We start from the raw sequence: 20,612 nt of genomic DNA on the forward strand, positions 1-20,612 counted from the left end.
CGCACTCAAGGAGGGCGGGGTCTGCGGGTGTGGCGGAGGCGGGGCCGGGGAAACCCCGCCTCATCAGGGCCTGCTCAGGGGGTGCGGCGGCGCCGGTCGTCGGAACGGCTGGGGTCGTCGGAACGGCCGGGTTCGTCAGGACAGCTTGGTTCGTCATGACACGGGCTCCGTGAGTACGCGGTCCGCGGGGACCTCCGACGTGACGGTCACGGCGGAGGGGTCGAGGTCGGCCGGGCCCGGCATCACGCTGCCGGGCAGTTGTACGGCCGCGGCGCCATGGGCGACGGCGGAGGCCAGGGCCTCCGGGCCGCGGCCACCGGCGATCAGGAATCCGGCGAGGGAGGAGTCACCGGCGCCCACGTTGCTGCGTACGGCATCCACCCGTGCGCTGCCGAACCAGGCGCCCGCGCCGTCCACGAGCAGCTGCCCGTCCGCGCCGAGGCTCGCGAGCACCGCGTCGGCGCCCATCTCACGCAGCTCCTCGGCGGCCTTGACCGCGTCACCGACGGTGACGAGAGGGCGCCCGACGGCTTCGGCGAGCTCCTCGGCGTTGGGCTTCACCACGTCGGGCCGCTCGCGCAGCGCCGCGAGCAGCGCGGGGCCGGAGGTGTCCAGGGCGATCCGGGCGCCGGCCGCGTGGGCGCGGGCGACGAGGTCGGCGTACCAGGAAGGACCGAGTCCGCGCGGCAGGCTGCCGCAGCAGGTGATCCAGTCGGTGTCGCCGGAACGATACTGCTGACGCACCGTCTCCAGGAGCAGCTCCGCCTCGGCGGCGGTGAGTTCGGGGCCGGGGGCGTTGATCTTCGTGAGCGTGCCGTCCGGTTCGGCGATCGAGATGTTCGAGCGGGTGGCTCCGGTGACCGGGACCGGCGCGACCTCGATGCCCTGCGCGTGGAGCAGCTCGGCGACGAGTGCGCCGGGCGCACCGCCCAGCGGCAGTACGGCGATCGTGCGCTGCCCCGCCGCCGCGACCGCGCGCGAGACGTTCACGCCCTTGCCGCCCGGGTCCATGCGTTCGCCGGTGGCCCGGATGACCTCGCCGCGATCGAGCGACGGGACCTCGTACGTACGGTCGAGGGAGGGGTTGGGGGTGACGGTGAGGATCATGCGCGCACTACTTCCGTGCCACCGCGCTCGATGTCGGTGGCGTCTTCGGGGCTCAGCCCGCTGTCGGTGATCAGCAGGTCCACGTCGCTCAGGTCGCCGAAGCGGGCGAAGTGCTCCTGGCCGTGCTTGGAGGAGTCGGCGAGCAGCACCACGCGGCGCGCGGCGCGGATCGCCGCGCGCTTCACGGCGGCCTCGGCCAGGTCGGGGGTGGTCAGTCCGTGCTCGGCGGAGAAGCCGTTGGCCGCGACGAACAGGACGTCGGCGCGGATCTCGGCGTACGCGCGCAGCGCCCAGGCGTCCACGGCGGCGCGCGTACGGTGTCGGACGCGCCCTCCGACCAGGTGGAGCTGGATGCCGGGGTGATCCGCGAGGCGGGCCGCGATCGGCAGGCTGTGCGTGACGACGGTGAGCGTCGCCTCCAGCGGAAGGTCCCCGGCGAGCCGGGCGACCGTGCTGCCCGCGTCGAGGATCATCGTGCCCTGGTCCGGCAGCTCGGCGACGGCGGCCTGTGCGATGCGGTCCTTCTCGTCGGCCGCGGTGGACTCGCGCTCGGCGAGGTCGGGCTCGAAGTCGAGCCGCCCGGCCGGTATGGCACCGCCGTGCACCCGCCGCAGGAGTCCCGCACGGTCGAGGGTCTTCAGATCGCGGCGGATGGTCTCCGCGGTGACCTGGAACTCCTCGGCCAGCGAGAGCACGTCCACCCGACCGCCGTCACGGGCGAGCCGGAGGATCTCCTGCTGCCGCTCCGGTGCGTACATGCCCGTTCGCCTCCGATTACCTGTGCGCCGATGCCCGAACTTGTGGTTTCGCTCGGAGGCTACGCCCAGATTTCCGGAAAGTAAACAGGTTCGGGTGTCAGGTGGACACAAACGGGCATCGACGTGCGCCCCTCCACCCCGCTCGTTCCGGCCTCGCAGAAGCCCTGACGCCGTGTCATCGCGTCCGTATCCTGGACTGTGGGACACAACTTCTCGGGGGGTGTTGTGGACAGGGACGGTTTCCGCGCCCGCCCGGACCATGACTGGCAGCAGTCCGTGGTCCAGGCGCTGTGCGATTCCCCGGTCCTGGGCGACCGCGGCGCCCGCGCGATGCTGGCCGAGCTGATCGGCGACCGGCTGGGGCGGCCGGTGGTCCTGCGGGAACAGGCGACCACGCAGCTGCAGCTGCTCGAACTGGTGCGGTTCTGCGTCCGCGAGGAGATCGCGGCGAACCACGGACTGTCCGCGCTGGCCGACGCGGTGTCACTGCTGGAGGGCCACAGCCGGACGGCCGACGCCGTCAGTGAGCTGGTGCGGGAACGCGCCGTACGGGAACACGCCGTACGGGAGAACGTCGTACGGGCCGGACCACCGCATGACCCCTCGCACACCGACCGTCCTGTTCACCTGTTCCTCTCCTGCGCCGTCACCGACCTCGCATGGGCGTCCTGGATCGCCTGGCACCTGGAGGACGCGGGCGTCGGCTTACGCCTCGGCCTCTTCGACGGACCGCTGAGCGGTCTGGAACAGAGAGGTCCGGAGCGGAGAGGCCTGGAGCAGAGAGGCCTGGAGCAGAGAGGCCTGGAACAGAGTCCGGAGCAGTGCGCACGCGTCCTCGCCGTCCTGTCCCCGGCCTACGTCGGCTCCGCCCCCGTCCAGCAGGCCTGGCAGGCCGTGCACCGTCGGAACCCGGAGGGCATCGCCGAGTTGCTGGTGCCGGTCATGGTGGAGCCGTGCCGGCCCCCATGGCCGCTGTCCACGGTCGCGTACACCGACCTCACGGGCCTCGGCGAGGACGCGGCCCGCGCCCGGCTGCTCGACGCCGTCGGCGTCACCCGCACCGCCCCCACCAGGCACGCCGCACCTCCGCGCTTCCCCGACCCGGCGGGCCGACGTTGACGGGACAGGGCGGCGCGGGCCGCCACAACCCGGCGTTACGGATACGGGAGCGGATCGGCGAGGAGACCCTCGACGCACTGCTCGCGGTGCCCGCGCTCCACGACCGCTACGCGCGCGCCCTGCTGACCGATCTGGTGGGCGAGGCGCTGGGGCACCGGGCCGACCTGCGGGAACAGTCCACCGTGCCGCTGCAGCTGCTGGAACTGTTCCGTTTCTGCGCGCGTCACCAGGACGGACTGTCGGTGCTCGCGCGGAAACTGCCGATGCTGGAGCCGGGCTGCCCGCAGGGACCCGTCGTGCAACGGCTCGCCGACGAATGGACGGCCGTGGACTCACTCGACGGCCTGCCTGAGGTCACCGGCTCCTGGCAGTTCCTCGGAGCCACCCTGACCACGCTGGCCATGTCGTACGCCATGCGGACGGCCCTCGTCCGGACGGCCACCGAGGCCAGGGTCTCCGCACCGCCGCCGCACGCCGACACCTGCTGGCACGACTTCCTGCACATGGCCGGGCAGGGAGCTCCACGGGGCGGGCTGCCACCGTGGATGGTCTACCTCGACCGCACCGCCGACGCGATGGGCCACCCCGTCGCGGTCGAGCTGCTCGCACGCAACCGGCAGTGGGCCCTGAGCTGCGGCCTGGCCGAGCTGCTCGACCTCGACCGCGCCCGGACTCCGGCGCCACCGCCGGCGGTCAGGCCGGGCCGGGAGTACCTGGCGATCCACATCGCTCCGGACCCGCTGGAGAACGGGCGCTACACGGTCTCGCACTCCCTCATGTCCGACGCGGGCGGCCCGAACTGGCAGCACGGCGATCCGATGCAACGGGTGCCGACCGACGGGCTGCAGCACGCCGTGACCCGCATCATCAAAGCGGTCGAAGGGGGCGGCGGCGACCGGCTGGCCCATGTGTGGCTGGAGTTCGTGCTCCCCTTCGAACTGCTCAACCTGCCCGTCGACTGGTGGCCCCGGGACACCACCGAAGTACCGAACGTGCCGCTCGCGGTGGACTACCCGGTGGTCGTGCGCAGCCTGGACCGGCTGCAGAACCGGGACTGGTACCGGTTCTGGCGCACCCGCTGGCAGCAGCTGGCGCGCGACGAACACCCGTCGAAGTCGGTGTACGTCAACGTCGCACACCAGAACGGCAACCATCTGCGCGGCCTGGAGGCCCGCCTCGGGGACAACGAGCACTGCGTGGCCCTGGTGCTGAGCGAGCCGCCGCTGCCCGACCACGGCAACGGCCGCCGGGAACTGCACGCGGCCCTGCGCAGCGGGCTGCCCGTGGTGATCTGGCACCGCGCGGGCCGCTCCACCAAGGAGTTCCGGGGTGTCCTCGACGGGCTCCTCACCGAGGGCCTGTCGCGGTTTCCCGCCAAGGTGGCCGCCTACCGGCGCCGTGCGGCGATCGACGCCGCCGACGACGAGGACGCCGCACACATCGGCCGCCACCTCGCGGTCCTGTGGGACGACCCCGACCGCAAACCCGTGCGCCCCGAGCCACCGTGACCGCGGACCACGTGACCACGGACCAGCAGTGCGGACCGGCGCCACCGGTCCGGGCATCGCAACCCCAGTCGTCGTACGGAGGGAGGCCGTTCGTGCCGCCGAACAGCCAGTCGTGGGGACTGTACCGAGGCACGGGACTGCCCGGTGCGACACCGAAGGAATGGCCTCAGGCACCGGCCTGGCGCAGCTTCGGCGGCGGCCCCGAGCTGCCCCCACCACCCGTCGAGGACCCGTGCGCCCCCGCGGTGCTGGGCACCATCAGGCAGCCGCTGCCGGCTCCGCCTGACGAGGTGGCCCGGGTGAACGTGGCGCTGCACCTGTGCCGTCCCCTGCTCGTCACGGGCGAGCCCGGCACCGGCAAGTCGTCCCTCGCCTACCGCATCAGCGGGGAGCTCGGCCTCGGTCCGGTCCTGCGCTGGCAGATCACTTCCGTGAGCACACTGCGGGAGGGCCTGTACGACGGCACGCATGACGCCACGTACGGCGGCACGCGTGACGCCACGTACGACGGCCCGCACGAGGGTCGTGACGAGGGCGGGCACGACGGTGGGGTCCGGCTCGGGCCCCTGGGTACCGCCTTCCTGCCGTACCGCAGGCCCCGTGTGCTGCTGATCGACCGGCTGGACCGGGCCGAGATCGGTCTGCCCGAGGACCTGTGCACCGTACTGACGGCCGGAGGATTCTTCCTGCCGGGCGGAGCGGTGCGCTGCCGAGCCTTCCCCGTGGTGGTCATCACCACCACGGGTGAGCGGGATCTGCCATGGGATCTCGTACGCCGCTGTGTGACCCTGCGGACCCAGCGGCCCGGCCCGGACCTGCTGCGCGCCATCGCCGCGAACCGGTTCCCTGCGGAGCCCGGCCGTCCCGGCCCGGCGCCGGACGCCGTGGACGCCTTCGTCGAACGGGCCACCGCCACCGAGGGACCGGTGCTGGAACGGTTCCTGGACGCACTCCGCCTGGCCGCCGACGGTGTCCTCCAGGCAGTGGCGGAGGGCGGCAACTGGCAGGAGGCCGTCGACACCCTTTGGCAGTGGACCGCGCCGGAGGAGCCATGACGGGGGCCGGCCCGTTTCCCGCGGCGCTCCCGCCGGGGCTCCCGGAGTCCCTGCGGCACATCGGCACCGCGCTCGGCACCACGGTCGGCCGCGCCGCTGTCCGGGACGTGGCGGTGGTGGCCGACGCGGGGCCGACGATGGGGATCTGGCACCGGACGGTCCACGAGTTCGCCACGGCGCTGCATCGGTGCGGGGCCTTCGGCCGGATCACCACGCACAGGCTGCCGTACGGGCACAGTGCCGACCCTGCGACCCTGCCGCGTCACCGTGCGGGCACCCGGCTGACCCTGCTCCTCACCGACGGCGCGGGCCCGCGCTGGCGCACCCACGAGGTGGAACCGCTGCTGCGCCGCTGGGGCCAGTCCGGACCGCTCGCGCTGATCCATGTGCTGCCGCACCCGGTGTGGCACACGACGGGGCTGCGCGGCTGGCAGGTGCTGCTGCGCTCGCCCGCCCCGGGCGCGGCCAACCACCGGATGCGGTGGCGGCCCCGCGGCCTGGGCCCCGATCTCCACGGCCTGCCGCCTGCCCACCGTCCCGACGTGGCGGTGCCCGTGCTCGAACTCGCTCCCCGCTGGCTGGACGCCTGGTCCGGTCTGCTGGGCGGGGGCCCGCCGTCGTGGCTGCCGATGACGGTGATGTTCCCCCGCGCGCGCGTACCCGCCGCTCCGGAGGCGGAGCCCGACCTCACCCCGGCGGTTCGGGTGGCGCGTTTCCAGTCGTCCGTGCCCCGGAGCGTGTTCACGCTCGCCACCATGCTCTCCGCGATACCCCTCGACGCCGGGCTGATCGAGGAGGTGCGGGGCGCGCTCCTGCCCGGCGCCTCCCTCACCGACGTCGCACACCTGCTGGTGCACGGCCTGGTCCGGCCGGCCGACGGCGGGCACACCACGTTCGCGTTCGCCCCCGGGATCCGCGAGGAGTTGCTGGCCACCGGACGGCGTACCGATGTGGTGCGGGTAGTCGAGTTGATCGGGGATCGCCGGGGATCCGGCGGGGAACACTTGTGGCGACTGCCCCGGTTGCTGCGCGGGGCCGCCGTGCACCGACTCCCGCCGGTCGACGCGGAGTCCGGGCCGTGGCTCATGGCGGAGAGCGCTGTGCTCCACGCCCTGTCCGGGCCGTTCCTGAAGCCGGCGAGGGAGGTCGACGAGGCCCTCGCGGCCGCCCCGGCCGATCGGACCCGCCCGCAGCACGCACAGCACCACGGCACCGCCACCACACCCGCACCACCCATGGCACCCACAGCACCCAGCGATGCCGTCGTCCGGCCCCCGGGCGACGCCGACCGTCGGACCGATCAGGGGAAGAGGAGGCCGGTGATGCCGCAGCAGGCCCCGGCGAGCACGGTGGGCAACGGACGTACCAGGAGCACGCCCACGATCTGGGGAAACATCCCGCCCAGGAATCCGAACTTCACGGGCCGCGAGGAACTCCTCGACAAGCTGCACCAGCGGCTGCTGCGGGAGAAGGCGACCGCCGTGCTGCCCCACACGCTGCACGGTATGGGCGGCGTCGGCAAGAGCCTGCTGGCCGTCGAGTACCTCTACCGTCGTATGGCGGAGTACGACGTGGTCTGGTGGATCTCCGCGGAGCGCACCGCACAGATCTCCCTGTCCCTGGTGGAACTGGCCCCGCGCCTGGGCCTGCCGACCGGGTCCGACGTCTCCTCGACCGTCGCCTCGGTCCTGGAGGCGCTGCGCATCGGCGTGCCCCACGCCAACTGGATCCTGGTCTTCGACAACGCCGAAAGCCCGGAATCCGTACGGCAGTTCTTCCCGGCCGGAGGGCCGGGCAACATTCTCGTCACCTCGCGCAATCCCCAATGGGCCTCCGTCGCCCGGCCGCTGGAGGTCGACGTCTTCATGCGCGAGGAGAGCAAACAGCTGCTGCGCATACGCGGCCCGGAGATCGGCGACGCGGAGGCCGACCGGCTCGCGGAGGCACTCGGTGACCTGCCGCTCGCCATCGAGCAGGCCGCCGCCTGGCACGCGGAGACGGGCATGCCCGTGGACGAGTATCTGCGGCTGCTCGACGAGAAGCGCGTGGACCTGCTGCGCGGCACCGCACCGCTCGGAAACCAGCATCCGGTGATAGCGGCCTGGAACATCTCCCTGGACCGGCTGGAGGCCAAGAGCCCGGCCGCGTACCAGCTGCTTCAGGTGTGCTCCTTCTACGCGCCCGAACCCATCGCGCGGACCATGTTCATGCGGATGCCGCCCAGTCCCATCACCCCCGAGCTGGACGCCGCCCTGGAAGATCCGATCCGGCTCGGCCAGGCCATCCGCGACATCGGCCGCTACTCCCTGGCCCGCTTCGACCACCGCACCAACTCCCTCCAGATGCACCGGCTGGTGCAGGCGGCCCTGCAGTTCCGGATGACGGAGGCGGACCGGTCCACCATGCGGCACGGGGCGCACATGCTGCTGGTGGCGAGCGACCCCAACGACCCCAGCAACGCGCTGCGCTGGGATCGGTACGGCGCGCTCTACCCCCACGTGGTGGTCTCCGGCGCGGTGCAGTCCGACGAGACCTGGGTGCGCAGGCTGGTGGTGAACGAGGTCAAGTACCTCCTTCGCTGGGGCGACTACGAGTCCTGCCTGGAACTCGCCCGTTCCGCTTACGAGAACTGGTCCCGCCGACTGGGCGAGGAACACACCCAGACCTTGCAGGTCGCCCGCTGGCTCGGATTCCTCCAGTTCAACATGGGCCGTTACAAGGAAGCCGCCGAGCTCAACGCGACGACGTTGGAGGCCTGTCTCAGGTCGCTGGGCCCCCACCACCAGGACACGTTCGACGCGCTCGGCAACGTCGCCATAGACCACCGCGTGCGCGGCGCGTTCGCCGAGGCCCTCCAGCTCTCCGACTCCGTGCACCAGCAGTACGTGCAACTCATCGGTCCGGACGACCCGGAGACCCTGCGGGCCGCGCACAACCTGGGCGTGAGCCTGCGCCTGGTGGGCCAGTTCGGGCGCGCCTACGAACTGGACAAACAGACTCGGCACAACCGCATTCAGACCTTCGGCCAGGACCACATCGACTCCTTGCGCACCTGGCTGGGGATGATCGTCGACCTGCGTGAACTCGGCGACTACGACGCCGCGTTGACCTACCACCGCGAGATCACGGAGCAGGCCACCACCCTGCTCGGCGACAGCAATCCGTTCACCCTGTCCTGTGTCCGTCTCCTCGCCGTCGCCCTGCGCAAGGCCGGCGAGCACGAGGAGGCGGGAGCGACGGCGGAACACATCCACTCCGAGCTCGTGCGCCGCTACGGCGATCACAACCCCGAATCCATGGCCGCCACGCTCGAGCTGACCATCCACCTGCGGCACCGGGGAAACCTGGACGAGGCGCTGCGCCTGGGCACCGAGATCTGCCGTCGCTACGAGGACGCCTACGGCAGGCACCATCCGCATGCCCTGTCCGCCGCCGTGAATCTCGCGATCACCTACCGGCTGCTGGGCGACGCGGCGGCCGCACAGTACATAGACGCCGTGGCGCTGGAACAGCTCACGGAGATGCTGGGCGCGACGCACCCCTCGACGCTGGTGTGCCGCACCAATCTCGCGAGCGACCGCTACGCACTCGGCGACCCGGCCGGCGCACTGGACCTCGACACCGAAACGGTGGGCAGGTCGCGGGAGGTCTTCGACGCCGACCACCCCTCCACCCTGGCCTGTGCCGCGAACCTCGCGATGGACCTGCGGGCCGTGGGACGCGTCGAGGAGGCGGAGGCACTGCACGGCGACACCCACAACCGTCTGCTGCGCACCCTGGGCAGCGGCCACCCGGCGGTCGCCCAGGCCTTCGACTGGGACCACCGAGCGGACTGCGACATCGACCCGATGCCGCTGTGACGGACCCCGCGCGGCGATCGTCGAGCACGGCCACCGGCCCGGCCGGTGCCGACGTCGCTACTGCGCGAGCCAGTGGGCCAGGAGCACCGGATCCGGCGGGGTGGGCAGCACATGGCCGATGGCAAGGGCCAGTTCGGGGTGTCTGGTCAGGGCGTTCCCGGCGGCTCGCTCGCCGCACTCGGTCAGCGCCAGGCCCAGACCGGCCCAGGCAGCGGGCCTGGCGCCCGGACCGCTGAGCTCCTCGCCGTACAGCTTGACCGCCGTCGTGGCGTCGCCGTCCACCAGCGCCAGATCGGCGGGGACGACACCCGGCACCGTCCTCGCGGGGTCCTCCGCCGCGCGCAGGGCGTCGAACTCCCCGGGAGCGACAAGGCTGAGGCGCGCCAGCAACGCGAGCGTGTCCAGTCGGCAGGCCTGCGGATCGGCCCGCAGCGCGGGCTCGGGGTGCCGCGTGACGGCGTGCCCGCGCTGCTGGCGCGCGGACCAGGCCTCCGCCAGTTCCTCCGCATGCGCCGTGGGCACCTGAAGATGGTGTGCGCGCCAGGTAGCACGGTGGTGGACCGTCGCGAGGTGCGCGAGGCGCTGTTCGCGTACTCCCACCGGCTCCGCGTGCCAGCCGGTCGTCTGTTCGTCCAGGCTGTCGACCAGCGCGTGCCCCGGTGGGGTGAGCGTGGGGTGCTCGCGCAGGGTCCCGAGCACCCCACGCACGGCGCTGCGCCACAGCGCGTACTCGAAGCCCGCGAGCCCCTCCGCACCTCGTGTGCGCCAGTAGCGCGCGACCCCGGAGAAGGCATAGGCCCCATGCACAAGCCCGCCGAGAGGGCGCGGATCGTCTCGCCAGGGGGCGTAGAACAGCTCGTCACAGTCCTCGAACAGGGGCATGAGGAAGATGAGGCCGTTGAGCAGGGTGTGCCGGAACTCATGTACGACGGCGGCGCCCAGCTGCGCCGGGAGGACATCCTCGTCCTCGTCGGGCTCGGAGAGCAACAGGCACCCGAACGCGTCGCTCGACGAAGCCGCCCGCGCACGCAGCCGCTCACCCCGCGGCAGCGGAACGACGGAGCGCAACCCCGTGGCCAGGGCCCGGGCGCTGACCACGTGATCGTTCACCAGTACCGGCCACAGGCGGGCGAACCAGTTCTGCCAAGAAGCGAACTGCGCGGAGGAGAGCCGTCCCGGCACCGCCAGCGCCGGCACCGGTGCGTAGGGTCCCAGGTCGTCGAGGGTGAGGGTCAGGCGCATGCCCGCGTGCTCCGCGCGCAGCCGCCGCTGCCCCTCCCACCCCGGGACGTCGTTCTCGGTGTCGTCCGGCAACGTCACGGTGACGTCGGCCGCGGCGACCCGGATCGTGCCATCCTGCCCCCACACCTCGGCGGTGCCCCAGGACTCGCCACCGACGGTCGCCCGGCCGAGGCCCGGCAGGAACACCCGGCCGTCCCGCACCGGCACGCGCGCGCGGAAGTCGACGCCGGCGGCGATGAACACGGCCGCCGCCAACTGCCCGAGGAACCCCAGTTCCACACGCAGCGGAGGCTCATCCGCGGTCGCCGCCGGATCCGGGCGGGACAGTCTGCGCAGCAGGCTCGCCGCCCACACACCGACCTGCGGGTCGAGGAGCACCGTCCGGAAGACCGCCGGGTCCGCCCGCTCGGCGGCTTCGAGCAGCGGCCAGGCCCGCCGTACGTCGTCGGCGTCCGCTGCCGCGTCGCGGATCGCACGCAACAGCAACAGGCGTCGGCTCGACTCCGCGTCGAGCAGGAAACCGACGGCTTCCTCGTCCTCTGTGACGGAGTTCAGCGCGTCCAGGACGGGTTCGGAAAGGTGGTGACGGCGCATCGGCACGACGATTCCTTGTTCACAGGGCCGTGACTGGGGCACTCCGCGGCGGATCGCGACGGGGCCCTAACTGCCGTCGCTGCCCGCGATGGTGGAGAGAGGGCGACCGACCCGAAGCCTCAGGCGCTCGATCGACGGCCGTAGAACCGCGTCATCAAGGGCCGCGACCTCCTCGAGCGACAGTGCCGACAACGTGGGAAGCCAGGATTGCGGCGTCCCGGACACCGCCGCTTCACGGGAGGTGACGTGTTCCCTCGATGACATGGCGTCACCGTATATCAACGTGTGCTCTCAAGAAATGCTGAACCACGGCACCAACGCGGTGTGCCCGCCCTCCAAAAGCGGGAGGACGGGCACACAACCAGGACGTCAGCACCGGGACATCAGGAGCAGGCCGTCAGCACGAGGGCATCGGCACCAGAACCTCAGCCCATCAACGCCGGCTCACTGCCGGACACCGGGGCGCCCTCCGCCGGGTTCGCGCTCTCCTGCTCGCCGACCGCGGTGTCCTCCGCCCCCTCGACATGCTGCGCCGGCCGCTTCGGCAGCGCGAACATCAGCAGGAAGATCGCGACCATCACCGCCACGACCCAGCCCAACGCGTGCTGGAAGCCGTTGACGAAGGCAGGGCCCACCTGGGCGGGGGTCAGGCGGTCGCCGATCTCGCCGAAGAAGACCACGGACACCAGGCCGAGTCCGAGCGCGTTGCCCATCTGCTGCACGGTGTTGATGAGCCCGGACGCCGAACCGGAGTGTTCGCGCGGGACCTCCGACAGCACCGCGTCGGTCAGCGGGGCCACGATGAAGCCCATGCCCGCGCCCATGACGACCAGCGGAAGCGCCATCTGCCAGGAGGCGATGGACAGGCCGTACCGCTCGGACTCCCAGATGTAGAGCAGTACCCCGACCGCCATGATCAGCGCGCCCGCCTGGAGCACCTTGCGCCCGAAGCGCGGGACGAGCAGCTGCACCGACATGCCCGCCGCGGCCGAGACCGCGATCGAGAACGGGACCCCGGTCAGACCCGCCCGCAGCGGGCTCCAGCCCAGGCCGACCTGCATGTACAGCGTCCAGACCAGGAAGAAGATGCCGAGGCCGACCCCGAAGACGGTCTGGACGGCGATGCCCGCGGCGAAGCTCTTCACCTTGAACAGGGACAGCTCGACCAGCGGCGATCCGTCCCGCGCCGCCTTGCGCTTCTCGTAGGCCACCAGCGCCGCGAAGACCAGGAGGGCGCCGCCCATCGACACGTACCCCCACAGCGGCCAGCCCAGCTCACGCCCGCGCGTCAGCGGGTAGAGCAGCATCAGCAGGCCCAGCGTCACGAGGGCCACGCCGACGAGGTCGAGCTTGAGGGCCTTGGGGGCCTTGGACTCGCTGATGAAGCGTCGTCCCAGGATCAGCGCGGCGATGCCCACCGGCAGGTTGATGAGGAAGATCGGCCGCCACTCCAGACCGAACAGGTTCCACTCGGTGAGCAGCGCGCCGAGCAGCGGGCCGGACACGGCGCCCAGGCCGACGATCGCGCCGAAGAGCCCGAAGACCTTGCCCCGCTCGTGCGCCGGGAAGGTCGCGTGCACGATCGACAGCACCTGCGGCACCATCAGCGCGGCCATCCCGCCCTGCAGGATGCGCGAGGCGACGAGCATCTCCGGGTTGGCGGCGAAGCCGCACAGCGCGGAGGCGATCGTGAAGCCGCCTATGCCGATCAGGAAGAGCCGCTTGCGGCCGTGGATGTCGCCGAGCCGTCCACCGGTGATGAGCCCGGCGGCGAAGGCGAGCGCGTAGCCGGCGGTGATCCACTGGATCTGGCTGAAGGACGCGCCCTCGTCCCGCTGGATCGAGGGAATCGCGATGTTGACGATCGTGACGTCGACCAGGTCCATGAAGGCCGCGGTCATCACGATGGCGAGCGCGAACCAGCGCCGTCGGTCGGCCCCGGCTGCCGGGCCCCGCGGCGGCTCGGCCGGGCTGCTGAGAGTGGTCTCGGTGGAGGTCATGGCTTGAAGGTAGGCCCCCATTAGGTCAGATCACGTCCTAGATGTGCGGCACTCTGGGAAACATGACGACGGACACCCCGGCCCGGCTCCTCCAGCTCCTCTCCCTCCTCCAGACGCCCCGCGAATGGCCCGGCGGCGAGCTCTCCGAGCGGCTGGGCGTGTCCCGGCGTACCGTCCGCCGCGACATCGACCGGCTCCGGGAGCTGGGCTATCCCGTGCAGGCGACGAAGGGGGCCGACGGCGGGTACCGGCTGGTGGCGGGCAAGGCGATGCCGCCGCTCGTGCTCGACGACGAGGAGGCGGTGGCGATCGCGGTGGGGCTGCGGGCCGGCGCCGGGCACGCGGTCGAGGGCGTCGACGAGGCCTCCGTACGGGCCCTCGCCAAACTGGAGCAGGTGCTGCCGTCCCGGCTGCGCCACCGTGTGTCCACGCTCCAGGCCGCGACCACCCCACTGACCAGCGGGGACGGGGCGAGCATCGCGCCCGAGACACTGACCGTGATCGCCGCGTCGGTGACCGGGCGGGAACGGCTGCGGTTCGCCTACCGCTCGGGGGACGACACCCCCTCACGACGCCTGGCCGAGCCCTACCGCCTCGTCTCCACCGGCCGTCGCTGGTACCTCGTCGCCTACGACCTCGACCGCGACGACTGGCGCACCTTCCGCGTCGACCGGATCGCCGAGCCCTTCGCGACCGGGGTCCGTTACACGCCACGCGAGCTGCCGACGGGGAACGCGGCCGAGTACCTGCGGCAGTCGATGTACGGACGCCAGGAGACGTACGACTTCGAGGTCGCCTTCGCCGCGCCCGCCGCGTTCGTCGCGGCCCGCCTGCCCAAGTGGTTCGGCGCGCCCGAGCCGATCGACGAGCGCAACTGTCTGCTGCGTTCCTCCGCCGGGGACTCCGTGGAGTGGCTGGCGGTACGGCTCGCGATGGTCGACTGCGAGTTCGCGGTGCGACGACCGGCGGAACTGGTGGCGTGCGTACGAGAGTTGGGCGGTCGCCTGACTCGGGCGGCGGGCGGGGCGAAAGACGGGGCGGAGGGCGGGGCGGAAGGCGGGGCGGGAGACGGTCGCCGGGAAGGGCGCGGCGTCAGGGCCGGGTGAGCCCCGCGCGGGCCTGACCGGTCCGCGGCGCGCTCATACGGCTCCTCGGAGGAAGTCACGCGGCGCCCCAGGGGAAGTCACGCAGCGCTTCCAGATGCCGTACCGCGAGCGCGACCGGTCCGGCCGGACCGTCGGCCGGCTCGTCACCGGCGGCCCAGGCCTCCACCGCCACGCGAACCGCCGCACCGGCCACGGCGGCGCCGAGCCGGAACTCCGCCCCGCCGCCCGTCACGGAAGCCCTCGCCTCCAGTACCCGCGCCAGCGTCCGCTCCGCCCCCCGACACGCCTCGCCCCACACCCTCAGCAGCGCCGGGCTCCCCTCGGCCAACCGGAGCAGAGCGCGGACCCAGTCCATGGACTCCGGCCGCACCCCGACGCCCGGGGTGAGGGTCTGGACGACGGCGTGGCGAAGCGCCTCCGGCACGGACAGGTCGGCCGGGGCGTCGCGCACGGCCTCGGCCCACTTCTCGACGCCCGCGGAGAAGAGCGGGGCGAGGCACTCCTCCTTGCCGGCGAAGTAGCGGTAGAAGGTGCGTGGCGCGACACCGGCGGCGCGGGCGATGTCCTCGGCTCGGGTGGCGCGCAGACCGTGCCTCATGAAGAGTCCGGCGGCGGCCCGCGCGATCTCCATCCGGGTGGCGGCCTTGCGTCGCTCCATGAGCGAGAGCCCGGGAGCGGCAGCCGCGCGGTCGGTACCGGTCACGGACGGCAGGTTATGCCTCTGTGGCACAATCTGCCATCCGGGTCACCCCGGGGTTCAGGTACGGGGTGGCCCGTCGGCCTGCCCGAAAACCACCGCTCCCCCGGAGCGAGGCCCGAACCACTCCCGAACGAACCCCGCCCCATCCCCGGACGAGCCTCGACCGACCCCGCCGGACCCTGCACAGAAACCCTGCACAAAAAGGAGCCGAGCCCCGGCGCCAGGGGGAAGGCGCCGAAGCTCGGCTCTGGAGAGTCCCGGCGCGGGGGGGAGTGCGTCGGGACTCGGTTCTGGGGGGGTCTTGGGGCTGCGCCCCGGGACCCTGAACCCTGGGCCCTGAAGTCTTGTGCCCAGAGCCCAGCGAGTTAAGCGGCGTTACATGGCCATGTCCGGTCGACTTATGGCCGACCTCGGGCCATCAGATCCGTCAGATCCGTCGAACCCGTACGAACCATACGTGGCACACCAACCACATGAACCACGCAAACCGCACGAACCGCGGACATTCTTAAGCCGCCGCGTCAAAACCGGTGTCGCGGGCCAGCTTCTTCAGCTCCAGCAGCGCGTGCTTCTCGATCTGTCGGATGCGCTCACGGGTGAGCCCGTGCTCCTTGCCGACCTCCGTGAGCGTGCGCTCCCGGCCGTCGTCGATGCCGTACCTCATCTTGATGATCGAGGCCGTGCGCTGGTCGAGGCGGCCGATCAGGTCGTCGAGCTCCTCGCTGCGCAGCAGGGTGAGGACGGACTGCTCGGGCGAGACCGCGGAGGTGTCCTCGAGGAGGTCACCGAACTGGGTGTCACCGTCGTCGTCCACCGACATGTTCAGCGAGACCGGGTCGCGGGCCCAGTCCAGGACGTTCGTCACACGCTCCGGGGTCGAGTCCAGCTCGGCGGCGATCTCCGCGTGCTCGGGCTCGCGCCCGTTCTTGCGGTTGAACTCGCGCTGCACGCGACGGATCCGGCCCAGCTCCTCGACCAGGTGCACGGGGAGGCGGATCGTGCGCGACTGGTCGGCGATGGAGCGGGTGATGGCCTGACGGATCCACCACGTGGCGTACGTCGAGAACTTGAAGCCCTTGCGGTAGTCGAACTTCTCGACCGCGCGCACCAGGCCCGCGTTGCCCTCCTGGATCAGGTCGAGCAGGGGCAGGCCGCTACGGGGATACCGCCGGGCCACGGCGACGACCAGCCTCAGGTTGGAGCGGATGAAGACGTCCTTGGCCCGCTCCCCCTCGGCGACCAGCGCCTCGAGCTCCTCGCGGGTCGCGTCCGCCTGGGGGGCATCGACCTCGTCGTCGAGGATCTGCCGAGCGAACACACCCGCCTCGATGATCTGGGACAGCTCGACTTCCTTGGCGGCGTCGAGCAGCGGCGTACGCGCGATCTCGTCGAGGTACATGCCGACCAGGTCGCGGTCGGCGATTTCGCCGCCTCCGGCGCGAACACTGCGTGCCGCGTCGGTGGTCTCGCCGGTGGCGGACTGACGACGGGCGACGGCACGGGTTGCCATGCGTGCTCCCTTGCGATGGTGGGCTTGCGGGTCCTAGTGGCGGCTCGGACACTCTTCCGAGTGCCCGGCATCCGAAGGAAACAACGACTGGAATCCGGACAGAATTCCCAACCCGCCCTCCTATTTTTCTGATCATGCAGTACCCTGTGCCGCCACAGCGGGAGGTCGGATGTCAACGGAACGTACAGAGGCGCAGGTCAGGCCAGGAGTCGCGGCCGACCTCGACGCTCTCACGGCCATCTACAACCACTACGTTCGCGAGACGCCCATCACCTTCGACACCGCCGTGTTCACCCCGGAAGAGCGCCGCCCTTGGCTGCTCTCCCACCCTGAAGACGGCTCGCACCGCCTGATGGTTGCCACGGACACGGACTCACAGGGGGTTCCCGGGAACGCACAGCGAATTCTGGGATACGCCACTTCCAGCCCCTTCCGCCCCAAGCCCGCCTACGACACCTCCGTCGAGGTCACCATCTACCTCGCCCCGGACGCGAGCGGCCACGGCGTCGGCACGCTGCTCTACAAGGCCCTCTTCGAGGCGCTCGCCCACGAGGACGTGCACCGCGCCTACGCGGGCATCGCCCAACCCAACGAAGCGTCCGTGCGGCTGCACGAACGCTTCGGGTTCCGGTACGTCGGTACGTACCGGGAGGTGGGCCGGAAGTTCGGCCGGTACTGGGATGTGGCCTGGTACGAGAAGGACCTCTAACCGAACTGGACCGACCGCTTGGCCAGCCCCAGCCAGAACCCGTCGATCACCGACCGCTGCTCGTCCAGCTCGCCCGTGGCGTCCGCCGCGCCCATCGTCACGAAGAGCGGGGCGAAGTGCTCGGTACGGGGGTGGGCGAGCAGGCCGGCCGGGGACTTGTGGCCGAAGTCGAGCAGGGCGTCCCAGTCACGGGCGTCCAGGGCGCGGTGCCCCCAGTCGTCGAACTCGACCGACCAGGAGGGGACGCCGCCCTGACGCAGCGCGGCCAGGTTGTGGGTGAAGAAGCCGGAGCCCACGATCAGGACGCCCTCGTCGCGCAGTGGCGCCAGCTTGCGTCCGATCTCCATCAGCTTCACCGGATCGAGGGTCGGCATGGAGATCTGCAGGACAGGGATGTCGGCGTCGGGGAACATCTCGACCAGGGGGACGTAGGCGCCGTGGTCGAGGCCGCGGTCGGGGACGTCCTGGACGGGAATGCCCGGGGCGCGCAGCAGCTTCCTTACGGACTCGGCGAGTTGGGGGGCGCCGGGAGCCGCGTACCGGACCTGGTAGTAGTGCTCGGGAAAGCCCCAGAAGTCGTGGACGAGCGGTACGGTCTGGACCGCTCCGAGGGCCAGCGGGGCCTCCTCCCAGTGGGCGGAGACCATCAGGATCGCCTTGGGACGGGGCAGTTCGGCGGACCAGGCGGCCAGCTCTCCGGGCCAGATCGGGTCGTCGGCGAGCGGCGGGGCGCCATGACTGAGGTAGAGGGCGGGCATGCGCTCCTGTGGGGCACGCCCCTCGGTGACGGCAGACGTGGCGACAGACATGGCGGCTACTCCCTCCGGGGGGCCATCGTAAGACCGATGGGGAAGTTATTTGAAGTCTCAAGTTTCCACCCAGAACACTACTCCCGATTTGTTTAATATTCAAGAAGGGGCTCGTACAGTGGAGTACATGACTACGGCATCCGCATCCGCTGAAGAGCCGCGCTGGCTCACCGACGAGGAACAGCGCACCTGGCGTGCGTACATGAACGCCGCCACCCTCCTCGAGGACCATCTCGACCGTCAGCTGCAGCGCGACGCGGGCATGCCGCACGTCTACTACGGTCTGCTCGTCCAGCTCGTCGAGGCGCCGCGCAGAAGGCTGCGCATGACCGAGCTGGCCATGAACGCGAAGATCACCCGCTCGCGCCTCTCGCACGCGATCGCCCGCCTGGAGAAGAACGGGTGGGTGCGCCGCGAGGACTGCCCCTCCGACAAGCGGGGCCAGTTCGCCGTCCTCACCGACGCCGGTTACGAGGTGCTGAGCAAGGCCGCGCCGGGCCATGTCGACGCCGTACGGCAGGCCTTCTTCGACCGGCTCACGCCCGAACAGCACCAATCCCTCGGCGAGGCCATGCGGATCATCGCCGAGGGGCTGCAGCCGAAGGACGCGGGCGCGGACCTGCCTTGGCTGCGTTGATCGGGTTGACGGGGTGACCGGGCGGACGGGTTGACCGGGGGGTGGGGTGACCGGGTTGACCGGCGGGTGGACGCGGGTCCGCCCCGGTCCCGATGAACTCGGAACCGGGGCGGACCCTGGGAATCGTACGGGCGAGGCGTCCCCACCCCGCGCCCGTACTCCAAGCACCTGAAGCACCGGAGGTACCAGCGGCGGTACGGGCGGTACGGGTGATCAGTGGGCGATCACCGGCACCTTGACCTCGTCCTCGACACCGTCGCCCGCGCCGGAGGCCGCGGACATGTCCGGGCGGCCGGTGTTGACGAGGGTCGCGGCGATCGTGGCCGCGACCACCAGGATGCCGACGGCGAACCAGATGGCGTTGGTGTAACCGTTCACCATGCCCTGCAGCTGGACGAGCTGCTGCTGCGGCTTGGAGGTGGCACCGGCGATGTGGTCCTTGATGTACGAGGTGGTCGCCGAGGCGGCGATCGTGTTCAGCAGGGCCGTACCGATCGCGCCGCCCACCTGCTGCGAGGTGTTGACCATCGCGGAGGCGACACCGGCGTCCTTCGGCTGGACACCGTACGTGGCCAGGGACATGGCGGGCATGAACGCCGTGCCCATACCGAGGCCGAGCAACAGCTGGGCCGGGAGCAGCAGACCCGCGTAGGAGGAGTTGATCTCCATCTGGGTCAGCAGCAGCATGCCCAGGGCGGCCAGGGCGAAGCCCGGTGCCATCAGCAGGCGCGGCGGGACGCGGGTCATCAGGCGGGCGCCGATCTGGGTGGAGCCCGTGATCATGCCCGCGATCATCGGCAGGAAGGCGAAGCCGGTCTTGACCGGCGAGTAGCCCTTCACGATCTGCAGGTAGTAGGTCAGGAACAGGAACAGACCGAACATCGCGATGATCGCGAGGCCGAGCGAGAGGTAGACACCGCCGCGGTTGCGCTCGGTGATGACGCGCAGGGGCAGCAGCGGGGCCTTCACCTTGGACTCGGTGAACACGAAGGCCGCGAGCAGCACGGCCGAGGCGACGAACAGACCGATGGTGGTGGAGTTGCTCCAGCCGTTGGACTCGGCACGGGTGAAGCCGTAGACCAGGGAGACCAGGCCCAGGGTGGAGAGGATGACACCGGGGATGTCGAGCGGCGAGCGGTTGCGGCCGCCGGCCGGCTCACGGATGACGAAGTACGCGCCCAGGGCGGCGATGATCGCGAACGGGATGTTCACGAAGAACGTCCAGCGCCAGTTCAGGTACTCGGTGAGGAAGCCGCCGAGGATCAGGCCGACGGCGCCGCCGCCACCGGCGATCGCACCGTAGATGCCGAACGCCTTGGCGCGCTCCTTGGCGTCGGTGAACATCACCGCGAGCAGCGAGAGCGCGGCGGGGGCCAGGAGGGCACCGAAGGCGCCCTGCAGGGCGCGGGCGCCGAGCAGCATCGCCTCGCTCTGCGCGGCGCCGCCGATGGCGGAGGCGCCCGCGAAGCCGATCAGACCGGTGACGAAGGTGCGCTTGCGGCCCCACAGGTCGGCGATACGGCCGCCGAAGAGCAGCAGACCGCCGAAGGCGAGGGCGTAGGCCGTGATGACCCACTGACGGTTGCCGTCCGATATACCCAGGTCCTGCTGGGCGGAGGGCAGCGCGATGTTCACGATGGTCGCGTCGAGGACGACCATCAGCTGGGCGAGCGCGATGAACGCGAGCGCTTTCCAGCGGTTGCTGTGTGCGTCGGCGAGTTCGGCCGCCGACTTCGCCGAGGCTGAGGTGCCTGTTTCAGACATGGGGATACCCACTCCGGTACTTCGCAGTGAAAAAGGTGAGGGAAGGTCACGGGAGCCGGCGGCTCGTCGTCGTCGACGGCCGCAAGCCTCCGGAAGCTTGTCGGACTAAGGACTGGCGCGGTGCGCCGATCTCA

15 protein-coding genes are annotated in these 20,612 nt (G+C 71.2%); 7 read left to right on the plus strand and 8 right to left on the minus strand.

Annotation, left to right across the window (positions count from 1 at the left end; all coding sequences use genetic code 11):
- Positions 1 to 153: 153 nt before the first annotated feature.
- Entirely contained in the window at positions 154 to 1,107 is a 954-nt protein-coding gene (pfkB, locus tag AAFF41_RS21490) for a 1-phosphofructokinase (RefSeq protein ID WP_319749038.1), read from the minus strand.
- Positions 1,104 to 1,865 carry a DeoR/GlpR family DNA-binding transcription regulator gene (locus AAFF41_RS21495; RefSeq protein ID WP_054233089.1) on the minus strand — a complete coding sequence of 254 codons (762 nt, stop codon included), beginning with the start codon at positions 1,863 to 1,865 and terminating at the stop codon, positions 1,104 to 1,106. The genes pfkB and AAFF41_RS21495 overlap by 4 nt, the downstream gene beginning before the upstream one ends.
- Positions 1,866 to 2,090: 225 nt before the next feature.
- Between AAFF41_RS21495 and AAFF41_RS21500 the strand changes: the two genes are divergently transcribed.
- From AAFF41_RS21500 to fxsT, 4 genes are all read left to right on the plus strand, one after another.
- Entirely contained in the window at positions 2,091 to 2,984 is an 894-nt protein-coding gene (locus AAFF41_RS21500) for a toll/interleukin-1 receptor domain-containing protein (RefSeq protein ID WP_319749039.1), read from the plus strand.
- On the plus strand, positions 2,981 to 4,492 hold the full coding sequence (locus AAFF41_RS21505; RefSeq protein ID WP_343324443.1) for a VMAP-C domain-containing protein: 1,512 nt from the start codon (positions 2,981 to 2,983) through the stop codon (positions 4,490 to 4,492). Before AAFF41_RS21500 ends, AAFF41_RS21505 begins: the two co-directional genes overlap by 4 nt.
- A 92-nt stretch (positions 4,493 to 4,584) precedes the next feature.
- A complete protein-coding gene (locus AAFF41_RS21510; protein WP_343324444.1) occupies positions 4,585 to 5,547 on the plus strand; it encodes a MoxR family ATPase in 963 nt (320 codons plus the stop codon).
- Entirely contained in the window at positions 5,544 to 9,407 is a 3,864-nt protein-coding gene (gene fxsT / locus AAFF41_RS21515) for an FxSxx-COOH system tetratricopeptide repeat protein (RefSeq protein WP_343324445.1), read from the plus strand. Before AAFF41_RS21510 ends, fxsT begins: the two co-directional genes overlap by 4 nt.
- A 57-nt stretch (positions 9,408 to 9,464) precedes the next feature.
- On the opposite strand, the gene AAFF41_RS21520 is transcribed toward fxsT, so the two are convergent.
- Together AAFF41_RS21520 and AAFF41_RS21525 are read right to left on the minus strand one after the other, a co-directional pair.
- A complete protein-coding gene (locus AAFF41_RS21520; RefSeq protein WP_343326323.1) occupies positions 9,465 to 11,243 on the minus strand; it encodes an HEXXH motif domain-containing protein in 1,779 nt (592 codons plus the stop codon).
- A 425-nt stretch (positions 11,244 to 11,668) separates the two neighbouring features.
- The gene (locus AAFF41_RS21525; protein WP_343324446.1) at positions 11,669 to 13,243 is read right to left on the minus strand and encodes an MFS transporter; all 1,575 of its coding nucleotides are present in this window, start codon (positions 13,241 to 13,243) and stop codon (positions 11,669 to 11,671) included.
- A gap of 62 nt (positions 13,244 to 13,305) precedes the next feature.
- Between AAFF41_RS21525 and AAFF41_RS21530 the strand changes: the two genes are divergently transcribed.
- Positions 13,306 to 14,349 (plus strand): helix-turn-helix transcriptional regulator, encoded by a 1,044-nt coding sequence (locus AAFF41_RS21530; RefSeq protein ID WP_343324447.1) that lies wholly within the window; start codon positions 13,306 to 13,308, stop codon positions 14,347 to 14,349.
- Between the two features lie 55 nt (positions 14,350 to 14,404).
- Here AAFF41_RS21530 and AAFF41_RS21535 read toward each other — a convergent pair whose 3' ends face one another.
- Positions 14,405 to 15,007: a TetR family transcriptional regulator gene (locus tag AAFF41_RS21535; protein ID WP_425526248.1), complete on the minus strand. Its 603-nt coding sequence runs from the start codon at positions 15,005 to 15,007 to the stop codon at positions 14,405 to 14,407.
- 550 nt (positions 15,008 to 15,557) lie between these two features.
- A complete protein-coding gene (locus AAFF41_RS21540; RefSeq protein ID WP_343324448.1) occupies positions 15,558 to 16,559 on the minus strand; it encodes a sigma-70 family RNA polymerase sigma factor in 1,002 nt (333 codons plus the stop codon).
- Between the two features lie 169 nt (positions 16,560 to 16,728).
- On the opposite strand from AAFF41_RS21540, the gene AAFF41_RS21545 reads away from it, so the two are divergent.
- Positions 16,729 to 17,268, plus strand: a complete 540-nt coding sequence (locus tag AAFF41_RS21545) for a GNAT family N-acetyltransferase (RefSeq protein WP_319749046.1) — start codon at positions 16,729 to 16,731, stop codon at positions 17,266 to 17,268.
- Here the strand turns inward: AAFF41_RS21545 and AAFF41_RS21550 are convergent.
- Positions 17,265 to 18,077, minus strand: coding sequence for a dioxygenase family protein (locus AAFF41_RS21550; protein ID WP_319749047.1), 813 nt, complete (start codon positions 18,075 to 18,077; stop codon positions 17,265 to 17,267). The two genes, AAFF41_RS21545 and AAFF41_RS21550, sit on opposite strands and share 4 nt — an antisense overlap.
- A gap of 127 nt (positions 18,078 to 18,204) precedes the next feature.
- On the opposite strand from AAFF41_RS21550, the gene AAFF41_RS21555 reads away from it, so the two are divergent.
- A complete protein-coding gene (locus AAFF41_RS21555) occupies positions 18,205 to 18,714 on the plus strand; it encodes a MarR family winged helix-turn-helix transcriptional regulator (protein WP_319749048.1) in 510 nt (169 codons plus the stop codon).
- Between the two features lie 213 nt (positions 18,715 to 18,927).
- On the opposite strand, the gene AAFF41_RS21560 is transcribed toward AAFF41_RS21555, so the two are convergent.
- A complete protein-coding gene (locus tag AAFF41_RS21560; protein ID WP_343324449.1) occupies positions 18,928 to 20,478 on the minus strand; it encodes an MFS transporter in 1,551 nt (516 codons plus the stop codon).
- Positions 20,479 to 20,612 lie beyond the last annotated feature (134 nt).

It is taken from the genome of Streptomyces mirabilis (genome assembly GCF_039503195.1).
Lineage (GTDB): Bacteria > Actinomycetota > Actinomycetes > Streptomycetales > Streptomycetaceae > Streptomyces > Streptomyces mirabilis_D.